10 protein-coding genes are annotated in these 13,433 nt (G+C 66.4%); 7 read left to right on the forward strand and 3 right to left on the reverse strand.

Annotated elements, in window-relative coordinates; all coding sequences use genetic code 11:
- Positions 1-27: 27 nt before the first annotated feature.
- Entirely contained in the window at positions 28-1,380 is a 1,353-nt protein-coding gene (gene mpl / locus ACQ5BL_RS23905) for a UDP-N-acetylmuramate:L-alanyl-gamma-D-glutamyl-meso-diaminopimelate ligase (protein WP_243805250.1), read from the reverse strand.
- A 459-nt stretch (positions 1,381-1,839) separates the two neighbouring features.
- The gene (locus tag ACQ5BL_RS23910; protein WP_243805249.1) at positions 1,840-3,753 is read right to left on the reverse strand and encodes a sigma-54-dependent Fis family transcriptional regulator; all 1,914 of its coding nucleotides are present in this window, start codon (positions 3,751-3,753) and stop codon (positions 1,840-1,842) included.
- A gap of 320 nt (positions 3,754-4,073) precedes the next feature.
- On the opposite strand from ACQ5BL_RS23910, the gene exaC reads away from it, so the two are divergent.
- The gene (exaC, locus tag ACQ5BL_RS23915; protein WP_243805248.1) at positions 4,074-5,594 is read left to right on the forward strand and encodes an acetaldehyde dehydrogenase ExaC; all 1,521 of its coding nucleotides are present in this window, start codon (positions 4,074-4,076) and stop codon (positions 5,592-5,594) included.
- 291 nt (positions 5,595-5,885) lie between these two features.
- Here exaC and qhpR read toward each other — a convergent pair whose 3' ends face one another.
- The gene (qhpR, locus tag ACQ5BL_RS23920) at positions 5,886-6,938 is read right to left on the reverse strand and encodes an AraC-like transcriptional regulator QhpR (RefSeq protein WP_243805247.1); all 1,053 of its coding nucleotides are present in this window, start codon (positions 6,936-6,938) and stop codon (positions 5,886-5,888) included.
- 324 nt (positions 6,939-7,262) lie between these two features.
- On the opposite strand from qhpR, the gene eat reads away from it, so the two are divergent.
- From eat to ACQ5BL_RS23950, 6 genes are all read left to right on the forward strand, one after another.
- Positions 7,263-8,630: an ethanolamine permease gene (eat, locus tag ACQ5BL_RS23925; RefSeq protein ID WP_243805246.1), complete on the forward strand. Its 1,368-nt coding sequence runs from the start codon at positions 7,263-7,265 to the stop codon at positions 8,628-8,630.
- Positions 8,631-8,641: 11 nt separating this feature from the next.
- Entirely contained in the window at positions 8,642-10,036 is a 1,395-nt protein-coding gene (locus tag ACQ5BL_RS23930) for an ethanolamine ammonia-lyase subunit EutB (RefSeq protein WP_243805245.1), read from the forward strand.
- Positions 10,037-10,051: 15 nt separating this feature from the next.
- On the forward strand, positions 10,052-10,849 hold the full coding sequence (gene eutC, locus ACQ5BL_RS23935; protein ID WP_243805244.1) for an ethanolamine ammonia-lyase subunit EutC: 798 nt from the start codon (positions 10,052-10,054) through the stop codon (positions 10,847-10,849).
- Between the two features lie 284 nt (positions 10,850-11,133).
- On the forward strand, positions 11,134-11,598 hold the full coding sequence (locus ACQ5BL_RS23940) for a GNAT family N-acetyltransferase (RefSeq protein ID WP_207884539.1): 465 nt from the start codon (positions 11,134-11,136) through the stop codon (positions 11,596-11,598).
- An 83-nt stretch (positions 11,599-11,681) separates the two neighbouring features.
- A complete protein-coding gene (locus ACQ5BL_RS23945; RefSeq protein ID WP_243805243.1) occupies positions 11,682-12,566 on the forward strand; it encodes a substrate-binding periplasmic protein in 885 nt (294 codons plus the stop codon).
- A 202-nt stretch (positions 12,567-12,768) separates the two neighbouring features.
- Positions 12,769-13,428: a DedA family protein gene (locus ACQ5BL_RS23950; RefSeq protein WP_207884541.1), complete on the forward strand. Its 660-nt coding sequence runs from the start codon at positions 12,769-12,771 to the stop codon at positions 13,426-13,428.
- Positions 13,429-13,433: the final 5 nt, after the last annotated feature.

Consider the following 13,433-nt stretch of genomic DNA (forward strand, 5'->3'; position numbering starts at 1 on the left):
ATTGTAGGTCTTGTCTGAAAACCTGGCTTAGCCCTCCAGCGCCTGGGCCAGCTTGCCGTGCAGGCCGCCGAATCCGCCGTTGCTCATGATCACCACCTGGGTGCCCGGCGTGGCGATGGCCTTCACGCCCGCGATGATCGCGTCCAGCGAATCGCATACTTGCGTGGGCACGGTGGAGCTGGCGACGGTGGCGGCCAGGTCCCAGCCGAGATTCGGCGGCGCGTACCAGAACACCTTGTCGGCCTGCACCACGGACTCCGGCAGGCCGTCGCGGTGGGCGCCAAGCTTCATGGAGTTGGAGCGCGGCTCGACCACGGCGATCACCGGCGCATCGCCAACGCGCTTGCGCAGGCCGTCGAGGGTGGTGGCGATGGCGGTCGGGTGGTGGGCGAAGTCGTCGTAGATGGTCACGCCGTTGACTTCCGCGACCTTCTCCATGCGCCGCTTGACGCTCTTGAAGGCCGACAGCGCGGCGCAGCCCAGCTCCGGCACCACGCCCACATGGCGGGCCGCCGCGAGGCAGGCCAGGGCGTTGGCGACGTTGTGCTGGCCGGTCAGTTCCCAGTCCACGGTGCCCTGCACCTGGCCGTCGAACAGCACCTCGAAGCGCGAGCCGTCCTCGCTGAGCAGGCGCGCCTGCCACTGGCCGCCTTCGCCGGTGGTTTGCACCGGGGTCCAGCAGCCCATGTCGATCACACGCTTGAGCGCGGTTTCGGCAGTGGGATGGATGATCAGGCCTTCGCCGGGAATGGTCCGCACCAGGTGGTGGAACTGCCGCTCGATGGCGGCGAGGTCGGGGAAGATGTCCGCGTGGTCGAATTCCAGGTTGTTCAGGATCGCCGTGCGTGGGTGGTAATGGACGAACTTGGAGCGCTTGTCGAAGAAGGCGCTGTCGTACTCGTCGGCCTCGACCACGAAGAACGGGGTGCCGCCCAGGCGCGCGGAGACGCCGAAGTTCTGCGGCACGCCGCCGATCAGGAAGCCCGGACTCATGCCGGCATGTTCCAGCACCCAGGCCATCATGCTGCTGGTGGTGGTCTTGCCGTGGGTGCCGGCGGCGGCCAGGACCCAGCGGCCCTGCAGCACGTGGTCGGCCAGCCACTGCGGGCCGGAGACATAGGGCAGGCCCTTGTTCAGCACGTATTCCACCGCCGGGTTGCCGCGCGACAGCGCGTTGCCGACCACTACCAGGTCCGGAGCCGGCTCCAGGTGCGCGGGGTCATAGCCCTGCATCAGCTCGATGCCCTGGGCTTGCAGTTGGGTACTCATCGGCGGATAGACGTTGGCGTCGGAACCGGTCACGCGGTGGCCAAGCTCCTTGGCCAGGACGGCCAGCGACCCCATGAAGGTGCCGCAGATGCCGAGGATGTGGATATGCATGCAGACTCCTGCAATCAAGCCTTTCAAGGCGCTTCGAATGGGCGGCAGAGTAGCACAGCGCGCGCCCGCGCGGCCCGCCGCCGGGGCATCAGACGACGAGGTGGGGAGGCGGTTCCCGGTGGGCGGGGAATGTTGTCACGGGAACGAACCGTAGGGCGTACAACCGTTCGCGGTTGTACGCCGATACACCGTTGTTTGCCGCCAGCGCCTGGTTAAGTCCGGAGCACCCTGCGATCAAGGTCAAACGGCGTATAACGTCGAACGTTATACGCCCTACGCTCCTTCGGTGAGGGGGCGAAGTCAGCCGGGGGAATCCACCTCAAGCCTGACATCTGTTCGCGAGCAAGCTCGATCCTACGAAGAGCATGTGTGCCGAACCTGTAGGAGCGAGCTTGCTCGCGAACCGCATGGCACAAAGCCAATCGCGGACGGAGTCCGCTCCTACGGTGACCGTCCCGTTCAGGTCCTGCGGCTCAGCCCGTGCCGGTTCAGCTTTCGGTACAGCGTATTGCGGCTGATGCCCAACTGCTGCGCCACCCGGCTGACGTGCCAGTGATGCGCTTCGAGCACTTCCAGCAGCGCCAGGCGCTCGGCATTGCCCAGCGCATCGCCACTCTCCTCGCTCACAACAACCGGCATGGCAGCAGCGGGAGTCGGCGTACGGCGCAAATCCGGCGGCAGGTCGGCCATCTGGATACGCCCGCCCTCACACAGTGCGCACAGCGTGCGCAGCACGTTGCGCAACTGGCGCACGTTGCCCGGCCAGGGGAAGTCCAGCAGGTGCCGGCGCACGTCGTCGTCCAGGCGCACGCTGCGGCCCTTGCTCTCCTCGGCCAGCAGATGGTCGAGCAGCGCGCCGCGGTCTTCGCGCTCGCGCAGCGGCGGCAGCGCGACGACCAGGCCGTTGAGGCGGTAGTAGAGGTCTTCGCGGAACTGCCCGGCGGCCACCAGCGCTTCCAGGTCGCGGTGACTGGCGCTGATCAGGCGGATGTCCACGTCCTGCGGCTCGCCGCCGATGGGCACCACCTGGCGCTCCTCCAGCACGCGCAGCAGGCGCGTCTGCAGGGCCAGCGGCATGTCGCCGATCTCATCGAGGAACAGGGTGCCGCCGTCGGCCTGTTGCAGCTTGCCGCGCATGCCTTCCTTGCGCGCGCCGGTGAAGCTGCCGCCGCGATAGCCGAACAGCTCGCTTTCGATCAGGGATTCGGGAATCGCCGCGCAGTTCAGCGCGACGAAGGTCTTGCTGGCGCGTTCGCCGCCCTGGTGCACGGCGCGGGCGAAGGCTTCCTTGCCGGTGCCGGTCTCGCCCTGCAGCAGCAGCGGCACGTCGTGGGCGTAGACCTTCAGCGCACGGCGGAAATCATGGGCAAGTTGCGGATCGTCAATGCACAGCCCCTTCGCCAACGGCGCACGCGGCAGCACCGGCGCGGCGACAATGGGGCGCTTGCCACGCAGCAGTGCGAACAGCGTGCGGCCGGAATGGGTACGCAGCGGCCAGCTCGCATTGGGCTGCGGATCGGCGCGGCTGAAGAGATCGTCCAGCCGGCAGTCGAAGAATTGTTCCAGCGAACGCCCGAGCAGGCTCTCGCGATGGCTGCCAAGCAGGTTGATGGCGCTCTGGTTGGCCGCCTGGATGCGGCCGGCACCGTCGAACGCGATCATGCCTTCGCTGAACAGGCCGAGGCCGTCCGGCTGCAGGTGGAAGCGCAGCAGCCACTGGTCCTCGAAATGGCGCAGGAAGTAGCAGCTCTCGATAGCCTTGGCCGAGAGGTTGACCAGCGCCATGGTGTGGAACTGGCTTTGCCGCGACACCTCGCTGCGCGCGGAAGACACATCCAGCACCGCCAGCAGATCGCCCTGCGGGTCGAACACCGGGCTGGCCGAGCAGGTCAGGCCGGTGTGGCGGCTGCGGAAGTGCTCGTCCTGGTGGATGGTCAGCGCCTGGCGCTCGACCAGGCAGGTGCCGATACCGTTGGTGCCTTCGCTGGCCTCGCTCCAGTCGGCTCCGAGCCACAGGCCGGCCTGTTCGAAGGTGCGCCGTTCGGCGGCCTCGCTGACGCAGTTGAGGATGACGCCACGGGAGTCGGTGAGGAGGACGGCATGGCCGGCGCCGGAAAGCTGCTGGTGCAGGCTGTTCATCTCGCCGCTGGCGATTTCCAGCACCTGCTGCAGGCGCTCGCGGCGCTCCAGCATGCGGGCATGTTCCAGCACCGTGGGCGCCATGGTCTGCGCCGGGTCCAGGTGGTACTGCTCCAGGCAGCGCATCCAGGAACGGGCGATCGACGGATCGGCGCCGGGATCACCGGCACGGACGCGGCCCTCGGCGACGGTCATGACCTGGCGGGCGTGGCGGCTCATATCGTTGGCACGCATTCTTGTTGTTCTCCGCAATGGGGACGGGGAGGCAGCCCCGAAGGTCCGTCGCCGTCATGAATCGGCCACGAACCTCGGACAGCATCCTCCACGCGTCCGGGCAATGCAACGCTTGTCCGACCGTCAGGTCACGACTGTCACGGATACGGGACAAAGTGTCACGGCGCACTGTCCCGAGCGTGTCACAGCGGGCTTTTCGACTTCCCCAGACGAAAGCCTCGAGGCCTAGTGCGGCGCGGATTGCGCTGGCATGGCCCGGCCCTTGCTCTACGCTTGATCAACGTCCTCCCCAACAAGCACAAGACCCAGGAGATTCGACCATGCGTTATGCCCATCCCGGTACCGAAGGCGCCAAGGTTTCCTTCAAGGCGCGCTACGGCAACTACATCGGCGGCGAATTCGTCCCGCCGGTGAAGGGTCAGTACTTCACCAATACTTCGCCGGTGAATGGCCAGCCCATCGCCGAATTCCCCCGTTCCACTGCCGAAGACATCGACAAGGCACTGGACGCCGCCCACGCCGCCGCCGACGCTTGGGGCCGCACTTCGGTACAGGACCGCTCGAACATCCTGCTGAAGATCGCCGACCGCATCGAACAGAACCTGGAACTGCTGGCCATCACCGAGACCTGGGACAACGGCAAGCCGATCCGCGAAACCTTGAACGCCGACATTCCGCTGGCCGCCGACCACTTCCGCTACTTCGCCGGCTGCATCCGCGCCCAGGAAGGCTCCGCCGCCGAGATCAACGACAGCACCGTCGCCTACCACATCCACGAGCCGCTGGGCGTGGTCGGGCAGATCATCCCGTGGAACTTCCCGCTGTTGATGGCTGCCTGGAAACTGGCCCCGGCCCTGGCCGCCGGCAACTGCATCGTGCTCAAGCCGGCCGAGCAGACCCCGCTGGGCATCTGCGTGCTGATGGAACTGATCGGCGACCTGCTGCCCAAGGGCGTGCTCAACGTCGTCCAGGGCTTCGGCCGCGAGGCCGGCGAGGCGCTGGCCACCAGCAAGCGCATCGCCAAGATCGCTTTCACCGGCTCAACCCCGGTGGGCTCGCACATCCTCAAGTGCGCCGCCGAGAACATCATCCCGTCGACCGTGGAACTGGGCGGCAAGAGCCCCAACATCTACTTCGAAGACATCATGCAAGCCGAGCCGACCTTCATCGAGAAGGCCGCCGAGGGCCTGGTGCTGGCCTTCTTCAACCAGGGCGAGGTGTGCACCTGCCCGTCCCGCGCGCTGGTACAGGAATCCATCTACCCGCAGTTCATGGAAGTGGTGATGAAGAAGGTCAAGGCGATCAAGCGCGGCGACCCGCTGGACACCGACACCATGGTCGGCGCCCAGGCTTCCCAGCAGCAGTACGAGAAGATCCTCTCCTACCTCGACATCGCCCAGCAGGAAGGTGCGCAGGTGCTGACCGGCGGCTCGGTCGAGAAGCTCGATGGCAGCCTGTCCACCGGCTATTACATCCAGCCGACCCTGCTCAAGGGCAACAACAAGATGCGCGTGTTCCAGGAGGAAATCTTCGGACCGGTGGTGGGCGTCACCACCTTCAAGGATGAGGCAGAGGCGCTGGCGATCGCCAACGACACCGAGTACGGCCTGGGCGCCGGCCTGTGGACCCGCGACATCAACCGTGCCTACCGCATGGGCCGTGGCATCAAGGCCGGCCGCGTGTGGACCAACTGCTACCACCTGTACCCGGCGCACGCCGCGTTCGGTGGCTACAAGAAATCCGGCGTGGGCCGCGAGACCCACAAGATGATGCTCGACCACTACCAGCAGACCAAGAACCTGCTGGTGAGCTACGACATCAACCCGCTGGGCTTCTTCTGATCCACCCGCCCGGCGCGCGCCGGGCATTCTCTCCAATCGATCTTTGCGCGGCCTGCGGGCCGCGCTTTTTTATGTCCGGGGAAAAGTCATCGGTGAGCTGCTTTTCGTAGGAGCGGACTCCGTCCGCGATGGTATCCGGCGCGCCGCGAACCTATCGCGGACGGAGTCCGCTCCTACGCAAGGTTTAAGCATCGTACGGACCTGTAGGAGCGGGCCATGCCCGCGACCCGTATGCAGGCCGCCGGCATGGCCGGCGATCGCGGGCATGGCCCGCTCCTACCTTAGGAAATCTCAGCTGGCGTCGCTGCGCCACTGCCGGGGGCTGACCCCGAACCAGCGGCGGAAGGCACGGGAGAAGGCGCTGGTCTCGGAATAGCCGAGCAGCGGCGCCAGTTCGGAGATGGGCCGCTGGGGCTGGCGCAGGTAGTGCAGCGCCAGCTCTCGGCGGGTGTTTTCCACCAGTTGGCTGAAGCTCAGCCCGGCCTCGCGCAGGCGGCGCTGCAGACCTGCCGTGGTGAGTTCGAGTTGCTCGGCAATCATCTCCAGCGACGGCTCGCCTTCGCTCAATGCCAGGCGAATCTGCGTACCGGCATCCTCCACCAGATTGGGCGCGCCGCCCTGCTCGCCCAGGCGACGGATCACGTCCTGCACCAGGAACAGCAGGTTGGCGTCACGCTCGGGCATCTGCCGGCCGTAGAGGTCGCGCTTGGGAATCAGCATCGAGTTGCAGCCACGCTGGAACAGCACCGGCGCATCGAACACTCGGCCATGCTCCTGCCAGCCTTCCGGCCGTGCGTGCTCGAAGCTCACCGCACGCGGCGCCCAGGTGGGGCCGAGCGCATGGCGCATCAGGTTCAGCGCCATGCCCAGGGTCAGCTCGGCGTCCTGGCGGCGTTCGAGGATGGCGCCATGGCGCACCTGGTAGTCGAAGCGGTAGCACTCGCCGCAATCCACCAGGCGGATCAGGGTGTCGTGCTGGTGATAGGGAAAGGCCGCGGCGAAGTTCTTCAGCGCGTCTTCCAGCGTCTCCGAGCAGAGCCCCACATAGCCCAGCAGGCCCAGCTCGCGGGGCCGGAACTGCTCGCCATAGCGCAGCCCGAAGTTGTCGCAGCCGGACTGCCGCGCCGCTTCTTCGAGCACCTGGCAATAATTGGTCAGCGCCAGGCTCAGGGTGGGATGCAGCAGGCGCTCGGGATCGATACCCGCACGGCCGAAGACCCTGTCGATGTCGCCACCCTGGTCGCCGATGAAGCGGCCAAGACCGCTGGCGGCAGCGGACAGCACACCGATGTTGTTGGCCAGAGGCACGCTCAGGCCGGGATGGGAAAACAGGGGCTGGCTCATGACGGTTACCGATCTTGTTATGAAACACGCAAGCAGGTTGCCCCCTGAATAGCGGGGGCTGTTTTACAAAGCAAATCCCGTGCCTCACAGCCATCGCACAAAACGCGAACACAGCGCCACGCCTGGCTTGCAGGTGCCACCCCATGGGGCAGCTGGCACGATTCCGGCACCATGTTCGGGCGTTTCACCCTGTGTGGGGCGATGAGTAACAGCAAGTTGACCCTGCACGGCAAAAGCCGGTTCCAGCGGTCAAGTCTAACGGGGCTTTGCGCCACTACCATCGAGGCTCAGGTATCCGTCCACGCCCCTTGCGGCAGAGGAATCATGATGAGCGCATCACAACTAAAACCGACGCTTGGAACCTTGCATCTCTGGGGGCTCGCCGTGGGCCTGGTGATCTCCGGCGAGTACTTCGGCTGGAGCTACGGCTGGGCCGCCGCCGGCACCCTGGGCTTCCTCGTCACCACGCTGATCGTCGCGGTGATGTACACCTGTTTCATCTTCAGCTACACCGAACTGACCACCGCCATCCCCCACGCAGGCGGCCCCTTCGCCTACAGCCTGCGGGCCTTCGGCAAGACCGGCGGGATGATCGCCGGCATCGCCACCCTGATCGAGTTCGTCTTCGCCCCGCCGGCCATCGCCATGGCCATCGGCGCCTACCTCAACGTGCAGTTCCCCGGCCTCGACCCGCGATGGGCGGCCACGGGCGCCTACGTGATCTTCATGACCCTGAACATCCTCGGCGTAAGCATCGCCGCCACCTTCGAGCTGGTGGTGACCTTGCTGGCCGTGGCTGAACTGCTGGTGTTCATGGGGGTAGTGGCGCCGGGCTTCAGCTTCAGCAACTTCGTGCTCAACGGCTGGGCCGGCTCCGACGTATTCGGCGCCCCGGCGATGGCCGGCATCTTCGCCGCGATCCCCTTCGCCATCTGGTTCTTCCTCGCCATCGAGGGTGCGGCCATGGCCGCCGAGGAAGCCAAGGACCCGAAACGCACCATCCCGCGCGCCTACATCGCCGGCATCCTGACCCTGGTGGCGCTGGCCATCGGCGTGATGATCTTCGCTGGCGGCGTGGGCGACTGGCGTGCCCTGTCGAACATCAACGACCCGCTGCCGCAGGCGATGAAAGCCGTGGTCGGCAACAACTCCACCTGGATGCACATGCTGGTGTGGATCGGCCTGTTCGGCCTGGTGGCGAGCTTCCACGGCATCATCCTGGGCTACTCGCGGCAGTTCTTCGCCCTGGCGCGCGCCGGCTTCCTGCCGCGCGGCCTGGCCAAGCTGTCGCGCTTCCAGACCCCGCACCGCGCCATTCTCGCCGGCGGCGCCGTGGGCATCGCGGCGATCTTCAGCGACGGCCTGGTCAGCTTGCAGGGCATGACCCTGACCGCCGCGATGATCACCATGAGCGTGTTCGGCGCCATCGTCATGTACATCATGAGCATGTTCAGCCTGTTCAAGCTGCGCCGCAGCGAGCCGGACCTGGAGCGCAGCTTCCGCGCGCCGGGCTACCCGGTGGTGCCGGCGATCGCGCTGGTCCTGGCGCTGGTCTGCCTGGCCGCGATGCTATGGTTCAATAGCGTCATCGCCTCGGTGTTCCTGGTGCTGATGATCGGCGGCTGCTCCATCTGCAGCATCGTCATCAGCCTCAATCGCGGCACCGACGCATCGTTCGCCAGCCAGGGTTGAGGAGAAGCGTCATGTCCGGATTCGCCCACAGCGTCGGTGGCCAGACCTGGCGCTTCGACAGCCTGCGCGAGGTGATGGCCAAGGCCAGCCCGGCGCGCTCCGGCGACCGGCTCGCCGGAGTCGCCGCCAGCAGCGACGCCGAGCGCGTCGCCGCGCAGATGGCGCTGGCCGACATCCCGCTCAAGCGCTTCCTCGACGAAGCGCTGATCCCTTACGAGAGTGACGAGGTCACCCGGCTGATCATCGATACCCACGACCGCCAGTCCTTCGCGCCGGTCAGCCACCTCACGGTGGGAGGCCTGCGCGACTGGCTGCTCGGCGATGCGGCCGACGAAACCAGCCTGCGCGCCCTGGCGCCGGGGCTGACGCCGGAAATGGCGGCGGCGGTGTCGAAGATCATGCGCGTGCAGGACCTGGTGCTGGTGGCGCAGAAAATCCGCGTGGTCACCCGCTTCCGCAACACCATGGGGCTGCGCGGGCGCATGTCCACGCGGCTGCAGCCCAACCACCCCACCGACGACCCGGCCGGCATCGCCGCCAGCGTGCTCGATGGGCTGCTCTACGGCAACGGCGACGCCATGCTCGGCATCAACCCGGCCACCGACAGCCTGCAGTCGATCTGCACCCTGCTGGAGATGCTCGACGCGATCATCCAGCGCTACGAGATTCCCACCCAGTCCTGCGTGCTGACCCACGTCACCAGCTCCATCGAAGCGATCAACCGCGGCGCGCCGCTGGACCTGGTGTTCCAGTCCATCGCCGGCACCGAAGCGGCCAATGCCAGCTTCGGCGTCAGCCTGTCGATCCTCAAGGAAGGCTACGAGGCGGGGCTGTCGCAGAAGCGCGGCACCCTGGGCGACAACCTCATGTACTTCGAGACCGGCCAGGGCAGCGCGCTTTCGGCCAACGCCCATCACGGCGTCGACCAGCAGACCTGCGAGACCCGCGCCTATGCGGTGGCGCGGCACTTCAAACCGTTCCTGGTGAATACCGTGGTCGGCTTCATCGGCCCGGAGTACCTGTACAACGGCAAGCAGATCATCCGCGCGGGCCTCGAAGACCACTTCTGCGCCAAGCTGCTCGGCGTGCCCATGGGTTGCGACATCTGCTACACCAACCACGCCGAAGCCGACCAGGACGACATGGACATGCTCCTGACCCTGCTGGGCGTGGCCGGCATCAACTTCATCATGGGCATCCCCGGCTCCGACGACGTGATGCTCAACTACCAGACCACCTCCTTCCACGACGCGCTCTACGTGCGCCAGACGCTGGGCCTGCGGCCGGCGCCGGAATTCGAGGCATGGCTGGCGCGCATGGAAATCCTCCGCCAGCAGGACGGCCGCGTGCAGATGGCCGGCCAACTGCCCGGCGCCTTCCGCCACGCGCTCGCGCAACTGTCCTGAGTTGAGGAGTCTTCGATGAGCGACAGCTTCACCCCCAACCCCTGGCAGGAACTGCGCCGCCTGACCTCCGCGCGCATCGCCCTGGGCCGCGCCGGCACCAGCCTGCCGACCGGCGCGCAACTGGATTTCCAGTTCGCCCATGCCCAGGCGCGCGACGCCGTGCACCTGCCCTTCGACCGTGACGGCCTGGCCCGGCAACTGGCCGAGCGCGGCCGCGAAACCCTGCTGCTGCACAGCGCTGCCGCCGACCGCGACACCTACCTGCAACGGCCCGACCTGGGCCGCCGTCTGAACGAAGAATCGGCGGATATCCTGCGCCGGCACGCCGATCGCCATCCGCAAGGCTACGACCTGGCGGTGGTGATCGCCGACGGGCTCTCCTCGCTGGCCGTGCAACGCCACAGCCTGCCCTTCCTCGAACGCATGGAAGAACAGGCGCGCAACGAAGGCTGGAGCCTCTCGCCGGTGGCACTGGTGCAGCAGGGCCGCGTCGCCGTGGCCGACGAAGTGGCCGAGTTGCTGCGGGCGAAGATGGTGGTGATCCTGATTGGCGAACGCCCCGGCCTGTCGTCGCCAGACAGCCTCGGCCTGTACTTCACCTGGGCGCCCAAGGTCGGCCTGAACGACGCCTACCGCAACTGCATCTCCAACGTGCGGCTGGAAGGCCTGAGCTACGGCCTGGCCACCCACCGCCTGCTCTACCTGATGCGCGAGGCCTGCCGCCGGCAACTGTCGGGGGTGAATCTGAAGGACGAGGCGGAACTTCCGACACTCGAAGGCAGCGGGCCGGGGGCGAATTTCCTGCTGACCTGAATGCCCGTCCGCTGCGTAATGCACTCCTACATTTCCGCGCGGAACAAAAACACCCCGTAGGAGCGGACTCCGGCCGCGATGGCCTCCGGCGCGATTCGGACCTATCGCGGACAAAGTCCGCTCCTACGCCCCTGGCGCCCTACCTTGCCAACCACTCCAGATCAAACGCTTGCTTGGATTGCGTTTTCAACAATTTCTGGTGCAGCATCGGACAAGATGGCTATCCGCTGGCATAGCCCCTGCATTGCCATACCAGCCCATTCACACCACGCCGAGGCCCGCCCATGCGTATCGTGCAAGCCACGCTCGACCACCTCGATCTGCTCGCGCCGCTGTTCGTCAAATACCGCGAGTTCTACGGCATGCTCCCCTACCCCGAATCCTCGCGGAAATTCCTGGAGAAGCGCCTGCGCCGCAAGGAATCGGTGATTTACCTGGCCCTGCCGGATGACGACGACAGCAAGCTGCTGGGCTTCTGCCAGCTCTACCCGAGCTTCTCCTCGCTGTCGCTCAAGCGCGTATGGATCCTCAACGATATCTATGTCGCCGAGGAAGCCCGCCGCCAGCTGGTGGCCGACCACCTGCTGCAGACCGCACGGCAGATGGCCCGCGAGACCCAGGCCGTGCGCATGCGCGTGTCCACCAGCGTCAACAACGAAGTGGCGCAGAAGGTCTACGAGTCCATCGGCTTCCGCGAAGACACCGAGTTCAAGAACTACATCCTGCCGATCAGCGACGACCTGACCTGACGGCAGACCCGGGGCCCGCTGGAATCGGCGGGCCAGGCGCACTAGAGTGATGACCGGCCATCACCTCGCCATCAAGGGATTCCATGCGTCGCGCCCTGCTCTTCAGTCTCCTCTTCGCGCTCCTGTGCACCGGCAGCCAGGCGCAGACCCTGCGCATCGCCACGCTGGACTGGGCGCCGTACGTCGGCCCTGACCTGCCCGGTCATGGCCTGGCCAGCCGCATCCTCGACGAAGCCCTGGCGCTCAATGGCGACAAGGCCGAGCTGGTCTTCCTGCCCTGGCAACGGGCGCTCAACGAAACCCGCGAAGGCCGTTTCGACGCGCTGATGCCGGCCTACCTCTCCGCCGACCGCAGCCGTGACTTCTACACCTCGATGCCGCTGCTGGATTCCCAGCTGGGCTTCTTCCGTCGCCGCGACCATGCCATAACGATCACCCCCGGCGACCTCGACAGCCTGCGTCCCTACCGCATCGGTGTGGTGCGCGGCTACGTCAACCAGAGCGCCTTCGACGCCGCCGACTTCCTCAACAAGGAAGTGGTCAGCAACGACTGGCAGAACCTGGAAAAGCTCCTGCGCGGCCGCATCGACCTGGCCGTAGCGGACCGCTACACCGGCTATCAACTGCTCGACCAGAACGCCCCGGCGCTGCGCGACCAGCTGGTGTTCGTGGAACCGCCGCTGGACATCAAGCCACTCTACGTCCTGGTTCCCAAAAACCGTCCGGAAGGCGAAGCGCTGGCCGCCAGCCTCGACCGCAGCCTGCGCACCCTGCGGCGCAGTGGCCGCCTGCAGCAACTGATTGCCGAGGCGCACCTGGAAACCGCCATGCGCACCCAGGAAGTGGCGGACCACCCCGTCGCCAAGCAGCTACCGGTGCCCGCCACATCGCCCGCGCAGCACCTCGGCGCCGCCCAGGGCCCGGCCCCCCTGCCGGAGTTGCTGAGCTGGCAGGCCAGCCTGCTGTGACACAGGCCTGCGCCAGGGCGGAGGGCTCAGGCACATTTGTCACAGCGCGTTTCCATCATCGCCCCAACCGAATTTTCACCTTCGACCTGTAATATCCTGAGTTGACGTTCGTCGCAGGACGCGATGAACCGCGTTTCCGGCGCGCAACCGTCCCTATAATGCGCACCCCGGACGTTCACCCCGCTGTCAAAACAGGCTTCTCATGGATTTCAACCCGATCGACCTGATTCTCCACCTCGACACCTACCTGTCGCTGGCGGTGGCCAACTATGGCACCTGGATCTACGCCATCCTCTTCCTGGTGATCTTCTGCGAGACCGGCCTGGTGGTGACGCCCTTCCTGCCGGGCGACTCCCTGCTGTTCATCGCCGGCGCCATCTGCGCCGCCGGCGGTATGGACCCCTGGCTGCTCGGCGGCCTGCTGCTGCTCGCGGCGATCAGTGGCGACAGCACCAACTACGTGATCGGCCGAACGCTGGGCAAACGCCTGTTCAGCAACCCCGACTCCAAGGTGTTCCGCCGCGACTACCTGGACCAGACCCACGCCTTCTACGAACGCCACGGCGGCAAGACTGTGACCCTGGCGCGCTTCCTGCCCATCGTCCGTACCTTCGCGCCCTTCGTCGCCGGCATGGCCTACATGCCTTACCTGCGCTTCCTGGCCTTCAGCGTGGCCGGCAGCATCGCCTGGGTCGGCGGCCTGGTGACCCTGGGCTACTTCTTCGGCAACGTGCCGTTCATCAAGCAGAACCTCTCGCTGATGATCATCGGCATCATCGCCTTCTCCCTGCTGCCCATGATCATCGGGGTCATCCGCCACAAGCTGCGCCCCTCGGCCAAGGCCCAGACCGGCGAGCGCTGATCGCC

The sequence above is a fragment of the Pseudomonas sp. B1-22 genome (assembly GCF_050474425.1).
GTDB lineage: Bacteria > Pseudomonadota > Gammaproteobacteria > Pseudomonadales > Pseudomonadaceae > Pseudomonas.